General features: G+C 57.1%; 23 protein-coding genes. 11 read left to right on the top strand and 12 right to left on the bottom strand.

The genetic code is table 11. From position 1 onward, the window contains the following. Positions 1-27 precede the first annotated feature (27 nt). Genes Z945_RS0102555 through Z945_RS0102545 form a run of 3 tightly spaced genes read right to left on the bottom strand, consistent with a single transcriptional unit; the run spans position 28 to position 3,632 of the window. The gene (locus Z945_RS0102555; RefSeq protein ID WP_025050552.1) at positions 28-1,413 is read right to left on the bottom strand and encodes a sensor histidine kinase; all 1,386 of its coding nucleotides are present in this window, start codon (positions 1,411-1,413) and stop codon (positions 28-30) included. 60 nt (positions 1,414-1,473) lie between these two features. Next, a complete protein-coding gene (locus Z945_RS0102550) occupies positions 1,474-2,892 on the bottom strand; it encodes a dihydrolipoyl dehydrogenase family protein (RefSeq protein ID WP_025050551.1) in 1,419 nt (472 codons plus the stop codon). After that, positions 2,889-3,632: a TVP38/TMEM64 family protein gene (locus Z945_RS0102545; protein ID WP_037970382.1), complete on the bottom strand. Its 744-nt coding sequence runs from the start codon at positions 3,630-3,632 to the stop codon at positions 2,889-2,891. The genes Z945_RS0102550 and Z945_RS0102545 overlap by 4 nt, the downstream gene beginning before the upstream one ends. A gap of 292 nt (positions 3,633-3,924) precedes the next feature. Here Z945_RS0102545 and rpmH point away from each other — a divergent pair, with 292 nt between their 5' ends. The 3 genes from rpmH to yidD are packed head-to-tail and all read left to right on the top strand — an operon-like array spanning position 3,925 to position 4,725. Beyond that, a complete protein-coding gene (gene rpmH / locus Z945_RS0102540) occupies positions 3,925-4,059 on the top strand; it encodes a 50S ribosomal protein L34 (RefSeq protein WP_025045894.1) in 135 nt (44 codons plus the stop codon). 10 nt (positions 4,060-4,069) lie between these two features. Then, the gene (gene rnpA / locus Z945_RS0102535) at positions 4,070-4,507 is read left to right on the top strand and encodes a ribonuclease P protein component (RefSeq protein WP_081780918.1); all 438 of its coding nucleotides are present in this window, start codon (positions 4,070-4,072) and stop codon (positions 4,505-4,507) included. Continuing rightward, positions 4,504-4,725, top strand: coding sequence for a membrane protein insertion efficiency factor YidD (gene yidD / locus Z945_RS20200; RefSeq protein WP_081780917.1), 222 nt, complete (start codon positions 4,504-4,506; stop codon positions 4,723-4,725). Before rnpA ends, yidD begins: the two co-directional genes overlap by 4 nt. 33 nt (positions 4,726-4,758) lie before the next feature. On the opposite strand, the gene Z945_RS0102530 is transcribed toward yidD, so the two are convergent. Continuing rightward, positions 4,759-5,289: a DUF3833 domain-containing protein gene (locus tag Z945_RS0102530; RefSeq protein ID WP_025050548.1), complete on the bottom strand. Its 531-nt coding sequence runs from the start codon at positions 5,287-5,289 to the stop codon at positions 4,759-4,761. A 63-nt stretch (positions 5,290-5,352) separates the two neighbouring features. Here Z945_RS0102530 and ttcA point away from each other — a divergent pair, with 63 nt between their 5' ends. From ttcA to Z945_RS0102490, 8 genes are all read left to right on the top strand, one after another. Beyond that, the gene (ttcA, locus tag Z945_RS0102525) at positions 5,353-6,198 is read left to right on the top strand and encodes a tRNA 2-thiocytidine(32) synthetase TtcA (protein WP_025050547.1); all 846 of its coding nucleotides are present in this window, start codon (positions 5,353-5,355) and stop codon (positions 6,196-6,198) included. Positions 6,199-6,310: 112 nt separating this feature from the next. Next, positions 6,311-7,852 carry a putative bifunctional diguanylate cyclase/phosphodiesterase gene (locus tag Z945_RS0102520; protein ID WP_025050546.1) on the top strand — a complete coding sequence of 514 codons (1,542 nt, stop codon included), beginning with the start codon at positions 6,311-6,313 and terminating at the stop codon, positions 7,850-7,852. A 213-nt stretch (positions 7,853-8,065) separates the two neighbouring features. Continuing rightward, positions 8,066-9,925, top strand: a complete 1,860-nt coding sequence (gene yidC, locus Z945_RS0102515; protein ID WP_025050545.1) for a membrane protein insertase YidC — start codon at positions 8,066-8,068, stop codon at positions 9,923-9,925. Then, a complete protein-coding gene (locus Z945_RS0102510; protein ID WP_025050544.1) occupies positions 9,925-10,662 on the top strand; it encodes an MOSC domain-containing protein in 738 nt (245 codons plus the stop codon). The genes yidC and Z945_RS0102510 overlap by 1 nt, the downstream gene beginning before the upstream one ends. After that, on the top strand, positions 10,662-11,312 hold the full coding sequence (gene yihA, locus Z945_RS0102505) for a ribosome biogenesis GTP-binding protein YihA/YsxC (protein ID WP_025050543.1): 651 nt from the start codon (positions 10,662-10,664) through the stop codon (positions 11,310-11,312). Before Z945_RS0102510 ends, yihA begins: the two co-directional genes overlap by 1 nt. Before the next feature lie 12 nt (positions 11,313-11,324). Further along, entirely contained in the window at positions 11,325-12,188 is an 864-nt protein-coding gene (argB, locus tag Z945_RS0102500) for an acetylglutamate kinase (protein WP_174412322.1), read from the top strand. After that, complete coding sequence (locus tag Z945_RS0102495; protein ID WP_025050541.1) at positions 12,185-12,838, top strand: hypothetical protein; 654 nt, start codon at positions 12,185-12,187, stop codon at positions 12,836-12,838. The genes argB and Z945_RS0102495 overlap by 4 nt, the downstream gene beginning before the upstream one ends. Before the next feature lies 1 nt (position 12,839). Next, entirely contained in the window at positions 12,840-13,331 is a 492-nt protein-coding gene (locus tag Z945_RS0102490; RefSeq protein WP_025050540.1) for a SixA phosphatase family protein, read from the top strand. Positions 13,332-13,363: 32 nt separating this feature from the next. Here Z945_RS0102490 and Z945_RS0102485 read toward each other — a convergent pair whose 3' ends face one another. From Z945_RS0102485 to crcB, 8 genes are all read right to left on the bottom strand, one after another. After that, positions 13,364-14,131, bottom strand: a complete 768-nt coding sequence (locus Z945_RS0102485) for an amino acid ABC transporter ATP-binding protein (protein WP_025050539.1) — start codon at positions 14,129-14,131, stop codon at positions 13,364-13,366. A 29-nt stretch (positions 14,132-14,160) separates the two neighbouring features. Then, complete coding sequence (locus tag Z945_RS0102480) at positions 14,161-15,459, bottom strand: amino acid ABC transporter permease (RefSeq protein ID WP_025050538.1); 1,299 nt, start codon at positions 15,457-15,459, stop codon at positions 14,161-14,163. A gap of 1 nt (position 15,460) precedes the next feature. Further along, entirely contained in the window at positions 15,461-16,705 is a 1,245-nt protein-coding gene (locus Z945_RS0102475) for an amino acid ABC transporter permease (protein WP_025050537.1), read from the bottom strand. Positions 16,706-16,838: 133 nt separating this feature from the next. Continuing rightward, complete coding sequence (locus Z945_RS0102470; RefSeq protein ID WP_025050536.1) at positions 16,839-17,855, bottom strand: amino acid ABC transporter substrate-binding protein; 1,017 nt, start codon at positions 17,853-17,855, stop codon at positions 16,839-16,841. 210 nt (positions 17,856-18,065) lie between these two features. Continuing rightward, on the bottom strand, positions 18,066-18,776 hold the full coding sequence (locus Z945_RS0102465; protein ID WP_025050535.1) for an ATP12 family chaperone protein: 711 nt from the start codon (positions 18,774-18,776) through the stop codon (positions 18,066-18,068). Continuing rightward, positions 18,773-19,456, bottom strand: coding sequence for an HAD-IA family hydrolase (locus Z945_RS0102460; protein WP_025050534.1), 684 nt, complete (start codon positions 19,454-19,456; stop codon positions 18,773-18,775). Before Z945_RS0102460 ends, Z945_RS0102465 begins: the two co-directional genes overlap by 4 nt. Continuing rightward, complete coding sequence (locus tag Z945_RS0102455) at positions 19,453-20,499, bottom strand: RluA family pseudouridine synthase (protein WP_025050533.1); 1,047 nt, start codon at positions 20,497-20,499, stop codon at positions 19,453-19,455. Before Z945_RS0102455 ends, Z945_RS0102460 begins: the two co-directional genes overlap by 4 nt. Continuing rightward, positions 20,496-20,876, bottom strand: a complete 381-nt coding sequence (gene crcB / locus Z945_RS0102450; RefSeq protein WP_025050532.1) for a fluoride efflux transporter CrcB — start codon at positions 20,874-20,876, stop codon at positions 20,496-20,498. Before crcB ends, Z945_RS0102455 begins: the two co-directional genes overlap by 4 nt. Positions 20,877-20,904: the final 28 nt, after the last annotated feature.

The raw sequence follows: 20,904 nt of genomic DNA, 5'->3' as shown, positions 1-20,904 counted from the left end.
CGAAAAACAGCGAATGCAAAAAAAGACTTAAACGGTCCCGTCGCCTTTGGGCAAAGTGATCCGGAAAGTTGTTCCATTCTCGTCCGTCTTGCCGAGTTCGAGCTGGCCGCCGTGGCCTTTCACCAGTTCAGCTGCAATGGCCAGACCCAGGCCTGATCCCCCTTTGCGCGCGCCGCCCTGGAATGGCGTGAACAAATGCGTCTGAGCTTTGATGGGCAACCCCGGGCCGGTGTCCGACACCTCGATTATCCATGCGTCATCGCCATCCTGCGCGTCCAGCCGGATCGTGCCGCCCTGATCTGTAGCCATCAGAGCCTGACGCGCGTTGCGCACCAGATTGGAGAGTACACGATATAACTGTTCAGGATCCCCCCGCACCGTCATGCCGTCCGGCACGCAATACGTATAGCTGATCGGATGCTCCCGACTGGCCAACCGCTCTCCCTCAATCGCATCCTCGATCAGTTCGGACAGCGAGACGATGGTCAGGGTCGGGCCGGGTTCTTCCGCTTTGCCAAAGGCCAGCGTGCTTTCACACAGATGCACCGCACGGGTGATCGACCCCACCAGCTTGGGCGCCATGCGCTTGACGATAGGATCCTCCGACATCTCGATCCGGTCGGTGAAAAGTTGCGCCGATGTCATGATGTTGCGCAGATCATGGCTGATCTTGCTGACAGCCGACCCCAGCTGCGCCAATCGTTCTTTCTGCTTCAGCGCCTGTGTCAGATCGGTTTGCAACCGTTGCAGGGCAAGTTCGGCCTCTCGCAGTTCAGTCACGCCCGCTGACGGCTCGATGATCCGCCGTCCATCTTCGGGTGCTTGGGCATAGCGCTGCATATGCGAAACCACGCGCTTGATCGGCTTCAGAAGCAAAGCACGCATCGCAAGGAACAGCAGAGTAGCCGTAAAGGCAGAAATCACGGCAGAGAGGATCAAAATACGCAGACCATAGTCTATCATCGCGGCGCGCAAGGGGGCCGTTTCCATCGTAATCTCGATTAACAAACCAGCGTCACGGACCGGGGCACCGATCACGCGGATGACCTCGTTTTCAGGGTTCAGCATCCGCGTCAAAGCATCGCCGATCAATGTCAGCGCCGTTGCATCGCGCAAATCATAAGTGTCCGATATTGCCTGCGGCATTTCGGAGGACAACATCAGCTGCCGCACTTCGTCCCGACGCAGCACCACATTGAAGACTTCGGCATTCTTCAGTAATTCCATCTCAAGATCAGGGTCAAGCATATCATCGGCGAGCAGCGCCAGCGAAGCGATCTGGGCGCGCTCCAACCGGTTCAGCATATAATCCTCGCGGAACCGCGCGATGGAGGGAACAAAGATCATGATCTCGGCGATCATGACAAAGACTGTCGTCAGAACAATCAGCCGCCCGGACAGAGAATTGAGCATCGTGCCCCTACTTTCGCAGGACGGCGGAGGGGATGCCGCCTTTGGCGAATGCCCCTCGCGTCACGGCAGAAACCGCTGAACAAAGCCAACAACCCGTTTGACCAGTGCGCTTTCGAACAGCCGTGGGCTGAAATAGGCACCTGCCGCGCGTTTGTTAATCTCGCCAATTGTCGGATAGGGAGCAACCATGGCTGCAATCTGGCTCATTTTCATGCGATTGGCCAGCGCGAGCGCCCAGAGGTTGATCAGTTCTCCCGCCTGATATCCGACAATCGACGCCCCCACGGGCCGACCCTTGGCGACCATGACCTTAATAAAGCCTTTGGTTTTCCGCTCGGCGATCGCACGGTCGTTGTGATCGTAATGGAACCGCACAACTTCCAGCGCTGAACCGTGCTTGCTTTGCGCCTGCGCTTCGGTCAGGCCGACCTGCGCAAGCTCCGGTTCCGTATAGGTAGCCCAAGGAATATGGCTCGTTTTGGCCTTGGACGGCAGGCCAAACAGCATTGACCGGATAATCACACCCGCATGGTAGCCCGCCACTTGGGTAAACTGCAGGCCACCCGCCACATCACCGATGGCATAAATCTTACGGTTGGTGGTGCGCAGGCTATCGTCCACTTTGATCCCGTTCTTTTCCGGCTCCACCCCGGCCTTTTCCAGATCGAGCCGGTCGGTATTCGCCTTGCGCCCGACTGCCATCAACAAATGCGAGCCTTTGAAAACGCGGCCATCCTCGGCCTCGACTTCTATCGCACCCGCAGCTCCGCGTACCGATGCGGCTGTTGCATTCTCTTCGATGATCACGCCTTCGTCGCGCAGGCTGTCCAACACCACAGCAGCCAATTCAGGATCATCCTTGCCCAGCGCTGCGCTGCCCTCGATCACCGTGACCTTGCAACCCATACGAATATGCGCCTGCGCCATCTCCATACCAATGGGGCCGCCGCCAATAATAAGAAGGTGATCAGGTTTTTCCCGCAGATCGAACAGAGTCTCATTTGTCTCATAGGGCACTTCTTCCAGCCCCGGTATCGGGGGCACCAGCGGCGACGATCCAGTCGCGATCACAATGCGCCGCGCCTTGATTATCGTGTCCCCCGCCTGCACCTCATCTGATGAGATAAAGCGCCCGAACTCGCGGATCACATTGATGCCAAACCCTTCAAACCGTTCCTGGCTGTCGACCGGCGCGATTTGGGCGATCACATCGGCCACATGATCCTTGGCGGCAGCGTAATCTACCTCGCCTGCTCCATTGGCGACACCATATTGGGACGCATGGCGTTGGGCATAGGATGCCTTGCCGGTGGCAATCAGCGCCTTTGACGGCACACACCCGTAATTCAGGCAATCGCCGCCCATCTTGTGCCCTTCCAGCAGCACCACATCTGCACCCATCTGCGCAGCCCCGGCAGCGACCGAGAGCCCCCCGGAACCGGCACCGATGATCAGTATATCCGTTTTGATCCGCTTCATTTGACCAACTCCTTTTTGCCTGTCACGACTTTTATGATCACCGGCAGTACCGACAGGGCGCATAGTCCAAGGATCGGCAGCAGGATATGGGGCTCAAAGATGATGCCAAGGTTCGGGCTTTGCCCTTTGGCAAAGACTTCGCCCAAGCCCGCGCCGACAGAGGTATAAACGAGGCTACCGGGAATGATCCCCAAAAACGTAGAGATCACAAAGCGGTAGAGCGGCACGCCGACAAACGCAGGAATCAGATTGGCGACGAAGAACGGCACAGCCGGCACCAACCGGATGAAAAACAGCATTGACCATTGGTTTTCGTCGATGCCTTTCTTGATCTTGGAAACGAGCCCTTCCGAAGCCTCCATCCTTTCCTTCAGCCGGTTGCCCAACCCCATGCGTGCTGCAAGAAAGATAAGAACCGCCCCTGAAGTCGCAGCAGTGATGTTGATGAACGTGCCAAGTGCTGTGCCAAACAAAAAGCCGCCTGTCAGGGTCGCGATCAACGCGCCCGGCAGCGAGAAACCGACGATACATATATAGACGGCCAGAAAAACCAGAACCGTCAGCACGAAATTGCTATCCCGAAACGCAAGCAAAGCCTCGCGATTCTCGCGTAGCATATCGAAACTCAGATAGTCACGCAGCGTGACCGCACCGATGATTGCCACAACTGCAATCGCAATCAGGGGCAGATACCGCCTAGTCCCGCTGCTTGCCTTATCTGCGTCCGTCATCTGCGCCATCTGTGGCTTCCTTTCGGTTGGGTCTAATCCTTAGATGGCCCAGGCCTGCCTAACATGATAGGGCGATCACGGTCGCTTGACACAAGCGGTCACAAACCATGCTTTTTCGCGGTCCCGCACTGCGGATTGAAACAATTGGACCTCAATAAGCACAGAAATTGTTGCAGACCCCGCCTTTTCCGTCGCTCAGGGTTTGACTTGCCGTCTGTACCCCAGTAGAGGACGGGCTTGAATTACAGCTGCCTTGCCCGATTCCGCAGGCCAGCGACTTATCTAGATGGAGCAGGACGCGATGAAACGCACCTTTCAACCTTCGAACCTCGTTCGCAAGCGCCGCCACGGTTTCCGTGCGCGTATGGCCACGAAAGCTGGCCGCAAGATCATTAATGCACGCCGCGCCCAGGGCCGGAGCAAACTGAGCGCGTAAACCGCGCCAGATGACCAAGACCTTGAAACCGCCGGAGGATCCCGTGGATGGCAACCTTGCCAGTGCCGCAGACATCCCTCCGGCGGTTTTGTCACGTTTGCACATGCTGACCCAGCGCGCAGATTTCCAGCGGGCAACCCGCGCACCGCATGCAGCGAAACCGGGGTTTGTCTTGCAAATGCGCAAACGCCGCGCTGATGAGCCTGTTGCGCCAGACGTGATCCGCACCGGTTTCACCTGCTCAAAAAAGGTAGGCAATGCGGTGGCACGCAACCGCGCCAAGCGTCGCCTGCGCGAAATTGCCCGTCTGGCGCTTCCCCAACTGGGGCTGCCCGGGCACGATTATGTTCTGATCGGCCGCAAGGGCGCGACTGCTGATCTCCCGTTCGCCCAACTTCAGGCTGATTTCACTGCCGCTCTGTCAGTTTTGCATGGCAAAAGCCGATGACGCCCCTCGCCCGCCTTTTGTCTCTTCCGGTTAAAGGTTACCGCCTTATCTTCAGTCCATGGGTGGGATACAACTGCCGCTATCATCCTACTTGCAGCGCATATGCGCTTGAAGCTTTGGCCAAACACGGTGGCATCAAGGGCGGTTGGATGGCAGCACGTCGCATTAGCCGGTGCCACCCATGGGGTGGAAGCGGCATAGATAACGTGCCTGGGTAGTGACGTTGAACTCAGCAGGCCACTAAAGATTGTCTAACGTACCTTGTCGAACGTGATGTGCACTTCGCCGATATCAACGCCGTATTTCTTGACGTAGGCCCGATTGTAGACCCGTGTGTCACTGACCAACCAAAGCCAATCGTCAAACGCCACCCGCAAAGTGCCGTCGGGCACCGGCAGGTCGATGCGGTATACCCAATTGAACGCATCCCCTGATGCTTGTCCACTCGCCTCGCCCAGAACGCCGTCTGCCGTGCCCGTCCAAGTGTTTGGCCCGGTCTTGCTCATCCGCCAGATGCGTTGCTCCTTTGTCCCGTCGGCGTAGTCAAAATCTTCGATAAGCGTGAGCACTTTGCCATCCCAGGTGCCGTTGATCTCGACATCAAACCGTCGCCGTACCGTGCCGAAAGTATCCTGAAATTGTCCTGTCGCCAGCACACGCCCGTTAAAGAATTCTTCAATTTTCAGCACGCGGTTTGACAGATTTGCATCGTCAATCGCAGGTTTGCCGGTACAGGCCGTCAGCAGCACGAGCAACGTCCCCAGTATCACAAAAAGTCGCATCGCGTCTCGTCTCCTTTGCACCAGCCGCTTGATCGGGCTGATGCCATCAACTAAGCCGATGTCATGCTGGATCAACCTGACGATATTCACCCGCTCTTCTACGGCGCACCTCAGACAACGGAGTTCAAAAAGCTTCGTAAACGCATCGTGCGGCTTACGCGCGAGGCGATTGATCAATATGGTATGGTCGAGAAGGTGCCACAGGACGCGCCCAAGCCGCGCTGGCTGGTTTGTCTGTCAGGCGGCAAGGACAGTTACACGCTCTTGGCGGTGTTGCATGAACTTCAGTGGCGTGGGCTTTTGCCAGTGGATCTGCTGGCCTGCAATCTCGATCAGGGTCAGCCCAATTTTCCCGCAACAGTCCTTCCAGAATTCCTTGAGAAGATGGGGGTGCCGCACCGGATCGAGTACCAAGACACCTATTCAATTGTCATGGATAAAATACCGGCGGGTCGGACGTTCTGTGCGCTGTGCTCTCGTCTCAGGCGCGGCAACCTCTATCGCATTGCGCGCGAAGAAGGTTGCTCTGCGGTTGTGCTTGGTCACCACCGCGATGATATTCTTGAGACCTTTTTCATGAACCTGTTCCACGGCGGTCGACTGGCCACGATGCCGCCGAAACTCCTGAACGAAGAAGGCGATCTTCTGGTCTTCCGCCCTTTGGCGCACGTTGCCGAAGCGGACTGTGATAAATTCGCCAAGGCGCTCGATTACCCGATCATTCCATGTGATTTGTGCGGCTCGCAGGACGGTTTGCAACGCCAACAAGTCAAGCAAATCCTTGATGGATGGGAGGCTAACAGCCCGGGCCGTCGGCAGATCATCTTTCGCGCCCTGACACAGGCGCGTCCCTCACATCTGCTTGACCCGGCTTTGTTCGATTTCGTTGGGTTGAAACGTGATTTATAACCAATTTTAGCTAACTTTTGCGAAACCTGCGTGGCCCCGTTAACCGGCAGGTCACCGTTTTTGCCCTAACTCCTCTCAACCGCAGCGAAAAGTTGCATATGGGAGAGTTCGGATGGTGAAATCTTGGCCAAATGCAGTCGGACAGGTCCAGCGCAAACTGGCTTCCATTCTTACCGGACCGCCTGCTCTCGCCTTTTTGCCAGCACTTTGCCTTTCGGTTTTCTGGTTCGGTGGTGAAGGTGCCCTGATTGTCTTGGCGGCCCTCTTACCTGTCGTTTACCTCGCCAGCGGCAGCTTCCATACCAAACTAATGGTACCGCGAGACGCCGTTGTCGGAGTGCTGAACCGCAGCGCCTTTGAAGAGCTGACCGAACAGATTTATCACCGCACCACTGACACCAGCAGGCAGGCCGCGACCTTTTTTCTCGTCATCGAGGAATATGAGCAGATCATTGAACGCTATGGCCAGACAGCCGCCGATACGGTCGTCGCGCGTGCCGGAGAGAGGGTGATCGCGACCCTGCGCGGCGACGATAATGTTGGGCAGATGGGCGATGCGCGTTTTGCAATCTGTACCGACCCGGTCCGCCACCTTGATCTTGAGCTTTGCATCCAGTTGGCAGGACGTTTGCAGACCGCCATTGAAGAGCCCGTATCGATTGATGGCACCTGCGTTTACGTTTCGACATCCATCGGGTTTTGCCAGCACTCTCGCGCGCCAGGCTCTTGCGGAAGCGATTGGATCGAGGCGGCGGCAATTGCACTGCGCGAAGCGCAACGCCGGGGACCTTCGTCTATCCGTGCATTTTCGGATCAGATGCGTCAGGCCACCAAAGCCCGCGCAGAACTGCGCGAAGAGGTCGTTTTGGCGCTGGAATCGGGGCAGATACAACCTTGGTTCCAGCCGCAAATTTCCACTGATACGGGCCAGATCACAGGTTTCGAAGCCCTAGCCAGATGGACGCACCCTGAACGGGGCATGATTTCGCCTTCCGAATTTCTGCCAGCCGTCGAACAGGCAGGCCAGCTTGAGCGGCTTGCCGAAGTGATGATCTATCATTCCTTTGCCGCGCTAAAAGCATGGGACGGGGCCGGCGTCAGTGTGCCGCAGGTCGGTGTAAATTTCGCAGGATCAGAACTCAACAACCCCAAACTGGTCGAAAAAATCCAATGGGAACTGGATCGGTTCGATTTAACCCCGGAGAGGCTCGCTGTCGAAGTACTGGAGACAGTTGTCGCCAGCGCACCAGACGATGTCATCACGCGGAACATAAATGCATTGGGCAAGCTGGGCTGTCGGGTCGATCTGGATGATTTCGGGACGGGTCAAGCCTCTATTGCTTCAATCCGCCGCTTTTCAGTCAGCCGCATCAAAATTGACCGCTCCTTCGTGATGAAAGCGGACCGCGATCCGGAGCAACAGCGTATGATCAGCGCTATTTTGACCATGGCGGAGCGGTTGCAAGTCGAAACGCTTGCCGAAGGGGTAGAAACCGTTGGCGAGCATGTTCTGCTGGCGCAACTTGGCTGCGACCATGTGCAGGGCTTTGGCATCGGACGTCCCATGCCGTTTGAGAAAACGCTCGACTGGATTGATCGGCACACCGCCAAGCTAGAGGATGTGCCTCAAATTATGGACGGCAAAAAGCACTGATCCTTTATCGCATTTCGCTCTGCATCAACAAACCTAGCAGCCGGATAAGTCGGCGATGATCAAAGGCTGATCGTTACGCCCAGCGCATAGTCTTGGTTTCCACCCGATCACAACAGCTACCAACCGGTGCATATGGCCCGATTCCGCTTGACCTTTAGGGCTGCACTCTGTTGAACCACCCTAGTTTTCGGCAGACATTCAGGTGGCGCTCCTATGGACGAACAGAACAAAAATCTCATCCTCGCAACAGCGCTGAGCTTTGTGGTGATCCTGACTTGGTTCGTTCTGTTCCCACCTCCGGAGGCTGAGGCACCGGTTGAAGGTACTGTACAAACCACCACCTCAACCGAGGGCGCTGCCATTCCCGCCGCTCCGGCAGAAGGTGCAGCCCCTGCTACCATCGCAAACGCGCCCGAAACGGCCGCAGCTGCGTTGGAAACAGCCCCGCGTGTTTCGATTGAAACGCCTCGCCTTACCGGCTCAATCTCCCTGCTCGGCGGTCGAATCGACGATCTGAAACTAAAAGACTACCGCACGACAGTTGAACCGGATGCCCCGATCGTCACAATGCTCTCTCCCCAGGGAACAGTTGATGCCTATTACGCGCTGCAAGGCTGGGCCGCTGGCAACGGGATTGCAGCCGATGCCGTGCCCGGCCCCGAAACCGAATGGTCAGTGACCAGCGGTGACACGTTGACTTTGGACAGCCCCGTTACCCTCACGTGGGACAATGGCGCGGGTCAGGTCTTTGGCCGCACAATCAGCATTGATGACAATTACATGTTTTCGCTGACCCAAACCGTCACAAACGATGGTGAGACACCGGTCACCCTCGCCCCCTACGGCATGATCGTGCAGCACAGCCAACCCGATGATCTCGAAAACTTTTTCATCCTTCATGAAGGGGCCGTCGCCATTGCAGACGGCGAGTTGATCGAGACTGACTGGGACGACATCGCAGAATCCGAGGTAAACCCCGCTTGGGGCCGTCAGGCCATCGTCACCGCGAATGTCACCGAAGGTTGGATCGGCTTTACCGATCACTTCTGGCAGGCGATTTTGATACCGGGCTCAGGTCAACCATTCGACCAAGCCCTCACTTATGACGCTCGCACTGACATCTACCGCGCCGTTACGCGCCTGCCGACGCAAACAATCGCTGCAGGAGCCACCAGCGAGATCAGCACCCAGTTGTTCGCTGGCGCCAAGGAATGGGCCGTTCTGCGTGATTATGAGTCAAACGGTGTGTCGAAATTCATCGATAGCATCGACTGGGGCTGGTTCTTTTTCCTGACCAAGCCAATTTTCTGGTTGCTGCATGAATTGAACAAACTAATCGGCAATATGGGCTGGGCCATCATCGGTCTGACCCTAATCATCAAGGCAGTTTTGTTCCCGCTCGCCTACAAATCCTACGTTTCGATGGCGAAGATGAAAGAGCTTCAGCCCGAGATGGAAAAGCTCAAGAAGGACGCGGGCGACGACCGCCAGAAGATGCAACAAGGCATGATGGAGCTGTACAAGAAGAACAAGGTGAACCCGGCGGCGGGCTGTCTGCCGATCCTCATGCAGATCCCGATCTTCTTCTCGCTCTACAAGGTGATCTTTGTCACGATCGAACTGCGCCATGCCCCCTGGTTCGGCGTGTTCAACGACCTTTCTGCGCCTGACCCAACCTCTATCTTTAACTTTTATGGTCTGGCCCCGTGGGCGGCTCCCGAACCCACCAGCTTCATGGCGCTGATCTTTATCGGTATTCTGCCGCTCTTGCTGGGTGTTTCCATGTGGCTGCAGCAAAAGCTGAACCCGGCACCCACCGATCCCACGCAACAGATGATCTTTGCCTGGATGCCATGGGTTTTCATGTTCATGCTGGGCAGCTTCGCTTCGGGCCTTGTGGTTTACTGGATCGCGAACAACACGATCACCTTCACCCAGCAGTATTTGATCATGCGGTCCCAAGGCTACAAACCGGATCTGATGGGCAACATCAAAGGCAGCTTTACGCGCAACAAACCCAAGGCCGATGCTGCCAATGACACGAAAGCACCGACCGGCAAGAGCAAGAAGTGATGCAGGTTACCGCTCTCTACCGACATCCGATCAAAAGTCACGGGCGTGAAGCCCTTGATCGGGTGCGGCTTGAGCGTGATCAGTCGATGCCATTTGATCGCCGTTGGGCCGTCGCCCATGAGGCCGCTAGAATGGAGGGTGCTTCATGGGCCCCCTGTGCCAACTTCAGCCGGGGGGCCAAGGCACCCTCGCTGATGGCAATCAATGCGACGCTGGATGAGACAACCGAGCGTGTCACGCTTACGCATCCGGAGCGTGATGAAATCACTTTGCATCCTGTGCGGGACGCCGATGCTCTGATCAATTGGGTCACACCCTTGGTTCCCCAGGACCGGGCCCTGCCCGCCCGCGTTTTCGAGCTTGAAGAGCGCGGCTTTACCGACAGCAATTATGCGTCAGTTTCTCTGTGCAACGTCGCCTCCCACCATGCGGTGGAAGCTTTGAGCCAAACCGCGCTGTCTCCGCTGCGGTGGCGTGGGAACATCTGGTTTGAAGGTGTCGCCGCCTGGGAAGAGTTCGATTGGATCGACCGTGACCTGCGGATCGGAGAAGCCACGATCCGGATCAAAGAGCGAATCGTGCGCTGTTTGGCCACCACTGCAAATCCTGAAACCGGTATCAGGGATGTCGACACGCTGAGCAGTCTGAACATGCTCGACCATCAGGATTTTGGCATTTACGCTGAAGTGATTGAAAGTGGTGATATATCGCTAGGCGATGAACTGGAGTTGATATGATGCAACTGTCTTTCCCCATTGCCGAAGAGCCTGATCCGCAGATTGCCGAACAAGGGCGCCTGCTTTTTGCTGGCGACACAACCTTTGTCAAAGGGGTCGTCGCGATGGACGGCTTGCCGGAGCCTGACCGGATGGAAGTCTGCTTTGCGGGTCGTTCAAACGTCGGGAAATCAAGCCTTATCAACGCGCTGACAGGCATGAAAGCCCTTGCGCGCGCCTCGAACACACCCGGTCGAACGCAGGAAATCAATTTCTTCACCGCCGGCGAGTCCCATTACCTCGTCGACCTTCCGGGCTACGGATATGCAAACGCGCCAGTGCCTGTGGTCGAGAAATGGCAGCGTTTGCTCAAGCAATATCTGAGCGGGCGGCAAACACTCCGCCGCGCCTTTGTCCTGATCGACGCGCGTCACGGGGTTAAAAAGGTGGACGAAGAGATTCTCTCCCTCCTCGATAGTTCCGCCGTGACCTTTCAAGCGGTGCTGACCAAAGCAGACAAGGTCAAGGAAAAGGAACGCGAAAAAGTGCTGGACCAGGTGCGCGCGGCACTGTCCAAGCACCCCGCCGCCTACCCCGAAATTGTCGTGACCTCTTCCGAAAAAGGCTGGGGCATCCCAACGCTTCGTGCAATCATTGCGACGCTCGAGTAGCCGCAGAGAAACATGAGAAAACAAGATATGAACCGCGATTGGATCGCCACCGCCCAAACATTGTCACAAGCGCTTCCTTTTTTGCAACGCTATGCCGATGCCACCGTGGTCATCAAATTGGGCGGGCACGCGATGGGCAGCGATGATGCGATGGAGGAATTCGCACGAGATATCGCTTTGATGCGGCAGGTGGGGGTGAACCCTGTTGTCGTCCATGGCGGCGGGCCAATGATCAACGACATGCTCCAGCGGCTCAATATAGAGTCGGAGTTCGTGAACGGCAAACGGGTAACCGATGCCGAGACAATGGACGTGGTCGAAATGGTGCTGAGCGGCTTGGTCAACGCCCGTATTGTCCAAGCCATTTCCGAACAAGGCGGCCGTGCCGTGGGTCTGTCTGGCAAGGATTCCGGCCTCATTATCTGCGAACCCGAAGACCCGGCGCTGGGTTTGGTGGGCAAACCATCGAAGGTGAACCCGCGTATCCTGCGCGATTTGGCTGAAAAGGGGATCATCCCCGTGATTGCTCCCCTTGGCATGGGCGAAAATGGCGAGACTTTCAACATCAACGGCGACACTGCCGCCGGCGCGATTGCCGCTTCGCTCAAGGCGGACCGCCTGTTGCTGCTGACAGATGTGGCGGGCGTTAAGAATGCGGAAGGTGATGTTTTAACTGAACTCACCGCTCAACAAATCAACGACATGATCACAGACGGCACGATCGCTGGCGGTATGATACCCAAAGTACAGACGGCCCTTGATGCGTTGAATGGCGGCGTGCGTGCCGCTGTTATTCTTGATGGCCGTGCACCAAACGCCTGCCTGCTTGAGCTGTTTACCGAACATGGTGCGGGCAGCATCATTCGTCAGGGATGACCTATGCCGCGCTGGAGCAAGCAGCCAAGGCGCGGCAACTGAATATTCTTGGCGGGTTTCATCCGACACCTGACGATAACGCGCCGTCGGATTGCAAGACGTTGCTAATGCTTGGCCCGGATGAACCGGGCTTCTGGCCCGCCTTTACCGAAAGTCCCGAATGGCAGGACGGCACGCCTGATCCGATGGACCGTTGGTCTGTGCGCGTGATCGGAGGATGGGCGGCTTCGCTAGGTGCAACGGCGCTTTACCCTTTTGGTGGCGCGCCCTTTCAACCCTTCTACACCTGGGCTCTGCGTACCGGGCGTATCCACAGATCGCCCGTTGCATTTCTGGTGCATGACACCGCCGGGCTTTTCGTGTCTTTCCGGGGCGCGCTGGCCTTGCCGGAACACATCACCTTACCCGCCACGGCACCGAACCCCTGTGACAGTTGCCCGGACCAACCGTGCCGCACTGCCTGCCTTGGGGACGCACTATCGCCTGCCGGATACGATGTGCCAAAGTGCAAAGGCTTTTTGGTGACTGACGCAGGTGAAAAAAACATGACGCTCGGCTGCAACGTGCGCCGCGCCTGTCCGGTGTCGCAGTCCTATGGCCGTTTGCCCGCGCAATCAGCCTACCACATGCGCCAATTCACAGGAGCCTGACATGAAACGCCTGATCTTGATGCGCCACGCGAAATCGGACTGGTCGGAGGGGCCCAGCAGCGATCACGACCGTCCGCTCAATGCCCGTGGACGACAGGCCGCCACCGCCCTGGGAGACTGGCTGCGCGACCATGATGTGCTGCCTGATCAGATGCTCAGCAGTTCCGCCGCACGGACGAAAGAGACCTTTGAACGTCTGGAACTCCCAACACAAACCGAAGTGAGCTTTCTGCGCCCGTTGTATCTGGCCAGTGAGGATACGATCCTGAATACACTGAAAACGGCCCAAGGTGACACGGTATTGATGATTGGCCACAATCCGGGCATCGCGATGATGGCGCAGGGCATTTGTACAAAGGCACCAGACCACCCGCACTTCATGCCCTACCCCACAGGTGCCACGCTGGTGGCGGAGTTCGACATCGACGAATGGTCGAACGCCACATGGGGAAAAGCAAACGCGCGACACTTCACAGTGCCGCGCGATTTCTAAAGGCGGATGGTCGGGGCGTCCCCGGCCAGAGGTCAGTGACCCAAAATCTGGCTTAGGAACAATTGCGTGCGCGGTGACTGCGGGTTGTTAAAAAACTCCTCCGGCTCGTTCTGCTCCACGATCTGACCTTCGTCCATAAAGATCACCCGGTTGGCGACCTGACGTGCAAAGCCCATCTCGTGAGTCACACACAACATCGTCATGCCTTCCTCGGCAAGCTCGATCATCGTATCCAGCACTTCCTTAATCATCTCGGGATCCAGCGCCGATGTCGGTTCGTCAAACAGCATGATGCGCGGCTTCATGCACAAGGACCGCGCAATCGCCACACGCTGCTGCTGCCCACCAGACAGCTGACCGGGGTATTTGTTCGCCTGATCCGGAATCTTCACCTTTTCGAGATAGTGCATCGCCACTTCCTCGGCTTCTTTCTTGGGCGTTTTACGTACCCAGATCGGAGCCAGAGTAAGGTTCTCCAGAATGCTCAGGTGCGGGAAAAGGTTGAAGTGCTGAAAGCACATGCCCACTTCCGAGCGAATCTTGTCGATGTTTTTGAGATCAGAGGACAGCAAAGTACCGTCCACTTCGATCGACCCCTTCTGGTGCTCTTCCAGCGCGTTGATGCAGCGGATCAGCGTCGATTTACCGGACCCGGAGGGGCCACAGATCACGATCCGTTCGCCTTGATAGACCGTCAGGTCGATATCACGCAAAACGTGAAACGCCCCGTACCATTTGTTCATATTCTGGATCGAGATCGCGACCTGATCCGAAACTTTCATCTGTGCAGTGTCGGCCATGAATTCAGCCCTTTCTTATCAAAACGCGATTAGCGGTGATCGGTCGCGAGGCGGCGTTCCAGCCACTGCGAATATTGAGAGATGGAGTAGCAGACGACGAAGAAGACGACGCAGGCAAAGAGGAACAATTCCCAGTAAAGCCCGTTCCAGTCCGTTGACGCGAGGATCGGACCCCGGATCATCCCCAGAATGTCGAACATGGAGATGACCGACACCAGGGTGGTGTCTTTGAACAGACCCACCGCGATGTTCACGATGCCCGGAATGGAGATTTTCAACGCCTGTGGCAGGATGATCAACCGCATCGCCTGTGCGTAGTCCAGGCCCAGCGAATCCGCCGCTTCGTATTGCCCTTTGGGCAAAGCGGCCAGACCGCCCCGGATCACCTCGGCAATATAGGCCGAGGAGAACATGGTGATCATAATCACCACGCGGATGAACAGGTCGACCGTCTGGTCTGGCGGGAACAGGAAGGCGAGCATCACGCTTGCCACGAACAGCAATGTGATCAGAGGCACGCCACGGATGAACTCAATGAAGATCACACAGACCCACTTGATCAGCGGCATCGATGACTGCCGCCCCAGTGCCAATACGATACCCAATGGCACCGACAAGGAGACACAGGTCACGCCCAACATCATGTTCAGCATGTAGCCGCCCAAATCGCGTGAGGGGACAGAGGAAAGCAATGTTTCCTCGGGCGTTAAGGCAGGTACAATATATCCCGAGAGCGCCCAGACCACAAAGGCCGCTGCAATCCCGCCGAAGAACCCGACGGCAAAGCTGCGGTTTACGAATTTGGCATAGACAAGATAGCCAACGATGAAGCCCACGAGCGCAAGAATCGGTGCCCAGATCGTGCCACCCCAGATCAGCCAGTAGGCAACAAAGGGAAAGAGTGCCGTGATGATCAACAGTTTGCGCGGCAGGTCGAAAAACAGCACCGGCGCAAGCGCCACCAGCATCAGCACAAAGGCCAGCGTTGGCCGCCAATAGGCTTCAGACGGATACTGAAAACCAAACAGAAGTTGCGGCCAGCGTTCGGTCAGGACCGCAAAACAGGCCCCCGAGGTTCCTTGCAAAATCTCGCGGCACTCCGAAAGGCTGCCTGCGTTCCAAACGCCGTTCAAAATCCACGGCACCGTTGCCGCAAGGATAAAGTAGATCACCACAAGGGAGGCAATGGTCAGCAGTGCATTGGCCGGTGTCGCGAACAGGTTGTCCTTGCCCCATCTGACCGGCCCTGCCGCTGCAAGCGGTGGCGCGGATTGCGGAATGGTTTCCATCCGCACGAAGGCCACGGAATGTGCATGTGTATCTGACATTTCAGCGCTCCTTCAGCTTCATGGAATTGTTGTAGACGTTCATGAACGCCGAAATCAGCAACGAGATCGTCAGGTAGAACAGCATCAGGAGTAGCACGCATTCGATCGCACGGCCGGTCTGGTTCAATGTGATCCCGCCCAGCGTCGCGGTGATATCGGCATAGCCCACGGCAATCGCCAGCGAGGAATTCTTGGTGATGTTAAGATACTGCGAAATGAGCGGTGGGATGATGACCCGCAGCGCCTGCGGCAAAATCACAAGGCTCATGGTGCGGTTTGGGCGCAACCCAAGAGCAGATGCCGCCTCGGTCTGGCCTCTGGACACCGCTTGAATACCCGCACGCACGTTCTCGGCGATGAAGGCACCCGTATAAACCGATAGTGCCAGCCAGAGCGCGATCAGGGGGGCACCGATCTGCAAGCCGCCGCGCAGATTGAAACGGTTGGCCAGCGGATCAGGCAAATCCCACGAAAGACCAAGGATAAACAGCACGATGGCAACCGGCACGATCCAGATGGCGAGGTTTAAATACAGCGTATTCGGTCTGATACCGGTTTCGGCCTGTTTCTTGTCGGCACCCGCAGTCACGAAACGGGTCGCGAAGAACGATGCAATCAGCACGCCGATGACCAACAACCAGTTCAGGCCGCTGCCCTCTTCACCGCCAAAGCCCGTCGTAAAAAACGGTGCCGGAACATAGACGCCCCGGTTTGTGAAAGCGAACATACCGGCGAGCATGTTGCGCTCGGGGTCTTCGCCCAGATACGCGCGCGCACCCGGAAGCACCGCAGTGACGATTGTGAAAATAATGATGATCCAGATGAGAACCGGAATATTGCGGAAAATCTCGACGTAGAAGGACATCAATTTGCGCACCAACCAGTTGTTGGACAGACGCAATACTCCGGCAAAAACTCCAAGTATTGTCGCGGTAATGCAGGCCAGCACAGCAACCAGTAAGGTGTTAATGATTCCGACAAACGCGGCGCGTAGGTTCGAGGATTGGCTGGAGTAGTCAATCAGCGTCTGGTTGATGTCATATCCCGCAGGTGACCCTAGAAATTCAAACGAGATATTCAGATCCTGCGCGGCCAGGTTAGCCAGCAAGTTAGAAATCATATAGGCGATGGAAGCTGCCAACATGATGGCGGCAATGGCTTGCAACGTAAGCGAGCGATAACGCGAATCGTTCAACAGCATGGATAGCCGGAACGTGCCCCCTTGAGGGTCGGTTGTTGTCGACATCAAATTTATCCCCGTGATCCTGGCCGTTGATTTTTATCAGCGCCTTTGCGGTGCCCGTTCCAGGTGTGTGTATTGGCCGTCGTCGTATGTGCGCAAAGGGCGCGGAATGATCCGCGCCCTTTGGCTGTGGTGTTTAGCGGAACGGTGGGCTGTAAAGCAGGCCGCCGTCTGTCCACTGAGCGTTCAGGCCACGGGCCAGACCGATCGGTGTCTCTTCGCCGATGTTCTGTGCAAAGATCTCGCCATAGTTGCCCTGTGTCTCGATTGCGCGCTTGGCCCAATCAGCGTCTAGGCCGATCATCTCACCCAGTGTACCTTCTGTGCCCAGCAAGCGGGCCACTTCGGGGTTGTTGGTGGATGTTGCCATCTCGCCCACGTTTGTGGATGTGACACCCAGTTCTTCAGCTGCGATCAATGCGTTCAATGTCCAACGGACAATGTCGCCCCATTCGCTGTCACCGTGACGTACCAGCGGGCCAAGTGGCTCTTTGGATACGATTTCCGGCAGCAACATGTGGTCGCCTGGGTTTTCGAATGTGGCACGTGTCGCGGCCAAACCGGAAGCGTCTGTCGTGTATGTGTCACATGCACCGGCAAGGTACTGCTGTGTGCCTTCGGCGTTTGTTTCGATCGGCACAGGCTCGTAGCTGATGTTGTTGGCACGGAAGAAGTCCGCGAGGTTCAGCTCGGTTGTTGTACCTGTCTGGATGCAGACAGTCGCGCCGTCCAGATCCTTGGCAGAGGAAACACCCAGTGCTTTGGGCACCATGAAGCCCTGACCGTCGTAGTAGTTCACGCCAACAAAATCGAACTTCAGGTCGACATCGCGGGAGAAGGTCCACGTGGTGTTACGCGCCAGCATGTCGATCTCGCCGGACGCGAGTGCGGTAAAGCGCGTCTTGCCGGTTGTTGGTACGAATTCAACAGCAGTCGCGTCGCCCAGAACAGCAGCTGCAACAGCGCGGCAAACCGCAACGTCAAAGCCTTTCCATTCGCCATTCGCATCTGGTGCCGCAAAGCCGACGAGGCCGGTTGTCACACCGCAGTTCAGCGTGCCGCGTGCTTTTACGTCGTCCAGCGTGGCGGCAGCCGCAGCGCCCGCTGCCAGACCGGCCACTGTAAGTGCGCCGAAAAGTACAGATTTGTTCATTTTTACCTCTTCCTGATAATCCGCCATATTTTTGGGCGGTTGAACCGGCAGCATTTAGGTGCCGGAAGTGATACAGCGCGGGATGCCCGCTCAGTGGGGCTGAGTTTGCTCGGATTCCCGCTCAAAGGTCAAGGGTAGCACCGGGTAAAGCAGGATTTTCTGCTACAAAAATCAGCACCCAGCCGATGAAAACAGCAGCCGCCAGCCTGTTTATCGGGAAAGCATGAACATGCGGCTGGCGTGCATAAAGCTCTGCTCTTTGACCGCGGCTAGGGCCTCGGCAGCGTCATCGCGACCCCATTGTTCGGCCTGCCAGTTTTCATCGAGGCGAGACAATGCCCACAACTCCGGTGCGGGACGCGCCTTAAGACTGGCGGCATAGCCTAGGACCCATGAACCTGTCAGGCTGACCAGATCATGAAATGCCGCGAGTTCAAAGGCCGACAGCGCATGCGTACGTTGACGCATAATCTGCAACGCCTCCGCGTCTTGCGGGTTGTGCATGACGCCTGTGCGTGTCTCAAGCCGCACCCCGATCGTCTTCGCAGCCCAGTCGAGCATCGGATCCCAGTGTTCGGCCTGCCGCGCGATCAATCCTTCTGGTTGGTCAGCACGGTAGCAAAGCAGGTCGCTGTCCCCGTAATCTGCCAACATATCAGCCACTTCTGCGTGCTGCACAGCGACTTTATCAAGTGCTGCGTTCGCGGTTTTCGTCGCTGGCATTAGATGGGGCTTGATCACATCTTCTTGCGCATCCCATTCCGCCGCCACGGCTTCGGCGAACCCGCGTGTGGGCAGGATCAAAGCCTGCTTTGCGGGCGTTTTTACCGGACGGCCATCAAGGCTGACGGTAAAGCCTCCGTCGCTCTGCTCCGCCTTCGCTTCTTTCCAGAACCGTTTTGCTTTCCACTCGCTGCTCATGCCGCCCCACGCCAACTCTGCCCAAGAACCTCGTTCAATTCGTCAAAAGTATCAACGACCCGGTCTGCTGCCTTCAATCTGTCGCGACCGTGATACCCCCAGCTGACCCCGATACCGCGCACACCTGCGGCGGCCGCCATTTCCATGTCAAAACTGGTGTCACCAATCATCACTGTCTGTGCCGGATCGACACCCGCATCGGTCATTGCCTGCAAGATCATGGACGGATGCGGCTTTGACGGGTGAAAGTCCGCCACCTGTTGCGTGACAAACAAACCCTCCAACGCATGACCTTCGATCAACTTGTCCAAGCCCCGCTTGGACTTGCCGGTAGCCACGCCAAGCAGGACCTCCGGCACAGCATGCAACGCTTTCAGCGTCTCGAAAGCGCCGGGATAGAATGGTGCCGTCTGAACCACGCCAGAGGTTGCACGGTCCGTCATATATGCGTTTTTATAGGCCTCAACCATGCGGTCATGATCGGCGGGCGATCCATCAGGCACGAGGATCGGAAATATCTTGTGCAGCGACAGGCCGACCGTCCCCAGAACGTGCTGGCGCGTTGGCAAAGGACGATCCACAGCCCCGAATGCCGCGGCCATTGCCGACAGGATCGTCGCCTGACTGTCGACCAATGTGCCGTCCACGTCAAATATCACCAGTCGCAAATCTGCGGTCATTGCAGCGACTCAAACGGATCATCCGCGGCTAGGTCTTCGGTCCAGCCAAAGGTATCCCAGCTGAGCGCCATGTGTTCGGGCAGTTCCGCCGTGACCGTGATCAGCTTGCGCGTCACGGGATGCTCAAAACGCATCAAACGCGCATGCAGATGCAACTTCTTAGAGATTACGCCGCCCAGTTGCGCGCCCCATCCATCGCCAAGGTTTTCCTGACCAGAACCACCATATTTACCATCACCGACAATTGGATGCCCGATCTCGGCCATATGCGCACGCAGTTGATGCGTCCGTCCCGTGACCGGCTCAAGCGCAACCCACGATGCCCGAGACCCCACACGGTACAGTGTGGCGTAAAGCGTATGCGCCCGTCTGGCACCTAGCGTATCGTCCATATCGCGTGGATGCACGGCGACCATCTTTTCGCCCTCGCCGCTCTTGCCATGCCCCCCGGCCTTGACCAGACCAAAGCGGATTTCACCCAAATAGGGGGTCGGCACCCCTGCAACGATGGCCCAATAGATCTTGCGGGTCTGCCGATGCCGCATTGCCGCGGTCAGCGATTTGGCAGCGGCCCGCGTGCGAGCGAGCAGCAAGACACCCGAGGTATCGCGGTCCAACCTGTGCACCAACCGCGGCTTTTCTTCCAGATCGAACATCAAGGCTTCGGACAATGCATCCACATGCCGATCGCTTTGCCCCGATCCACCTTGCACAGCCAGACCGGGCGGCTTGTTCAGCGCGATCACCTCGTCATCGCGGTAAATCACACAAGAACGGATCATCTTGGCATCCGCATCGGTGATCCGCGTGCGTTTGGGCGGCGGCGGTGCCTCCTGATCGGGCAGCGGCGGTATGCGCACCTCCTGCCCCTCTTCCAGCCGCGTCGATCCTTTGACACGTCCACCGTTCACACGGATTTCGCCCTTGCGGCACATCTTTTCGATCTTGCCTTGGGAAATCAGCGGAAACATCCGTTTGAACCAGCGGTCAAGCCGTTGATCCCCATCACCTGCTGCAACCGTTAGCGTCTGAACGCGGCTCATAGAAATACTCCACGGGCCAACCAAAGGCCCAACATCAAAGCGGCGATCGACAATCCGACGGACAGACTGACATAAAGGGCGGCAGCCGCATAATCGCCGCGCTCCATCAAATTAACGCTTTCCAGCGAGAAGGCCGAGAATGTCGTGAACCCGCCCAGGACCCCGGTCATGACAAAGGGATTCCAGTGGGTCATCCCCTTTTGCGCCGCAAGGGCCACAAAGATCCCCATCGCGAAAGAACCCGCCACGTTAACGCTCAAAATCGCCAACGGAAAGTCGGCAGGCCCGGTCAGCCGCAGCATCGCGGCCCCGGACAAAAACCGCAGGCAAGCCCCGATGGCACCACCAAGAGCGACAAGAAACAACGTTGAAAACATGCGCGGTCTGTCCCGCTTTGTGCCGCCT

Source organism: Sulfitobacter noctilucae (genome assembly GCF_000622365.1).
Taxonomy (GTDB): domain Bacteria; phylum Pseudomonadota; class Alphaproteobacteria; order Rhodobacterales; family Rhodobacteraceae; genus Sulfitobacter; species Sulfitobacter noctilucae.
Note: the sequence above shows the minus strand (reverse complement) of the source record. Positions and strands in the feature narration are given on the sequence as shown.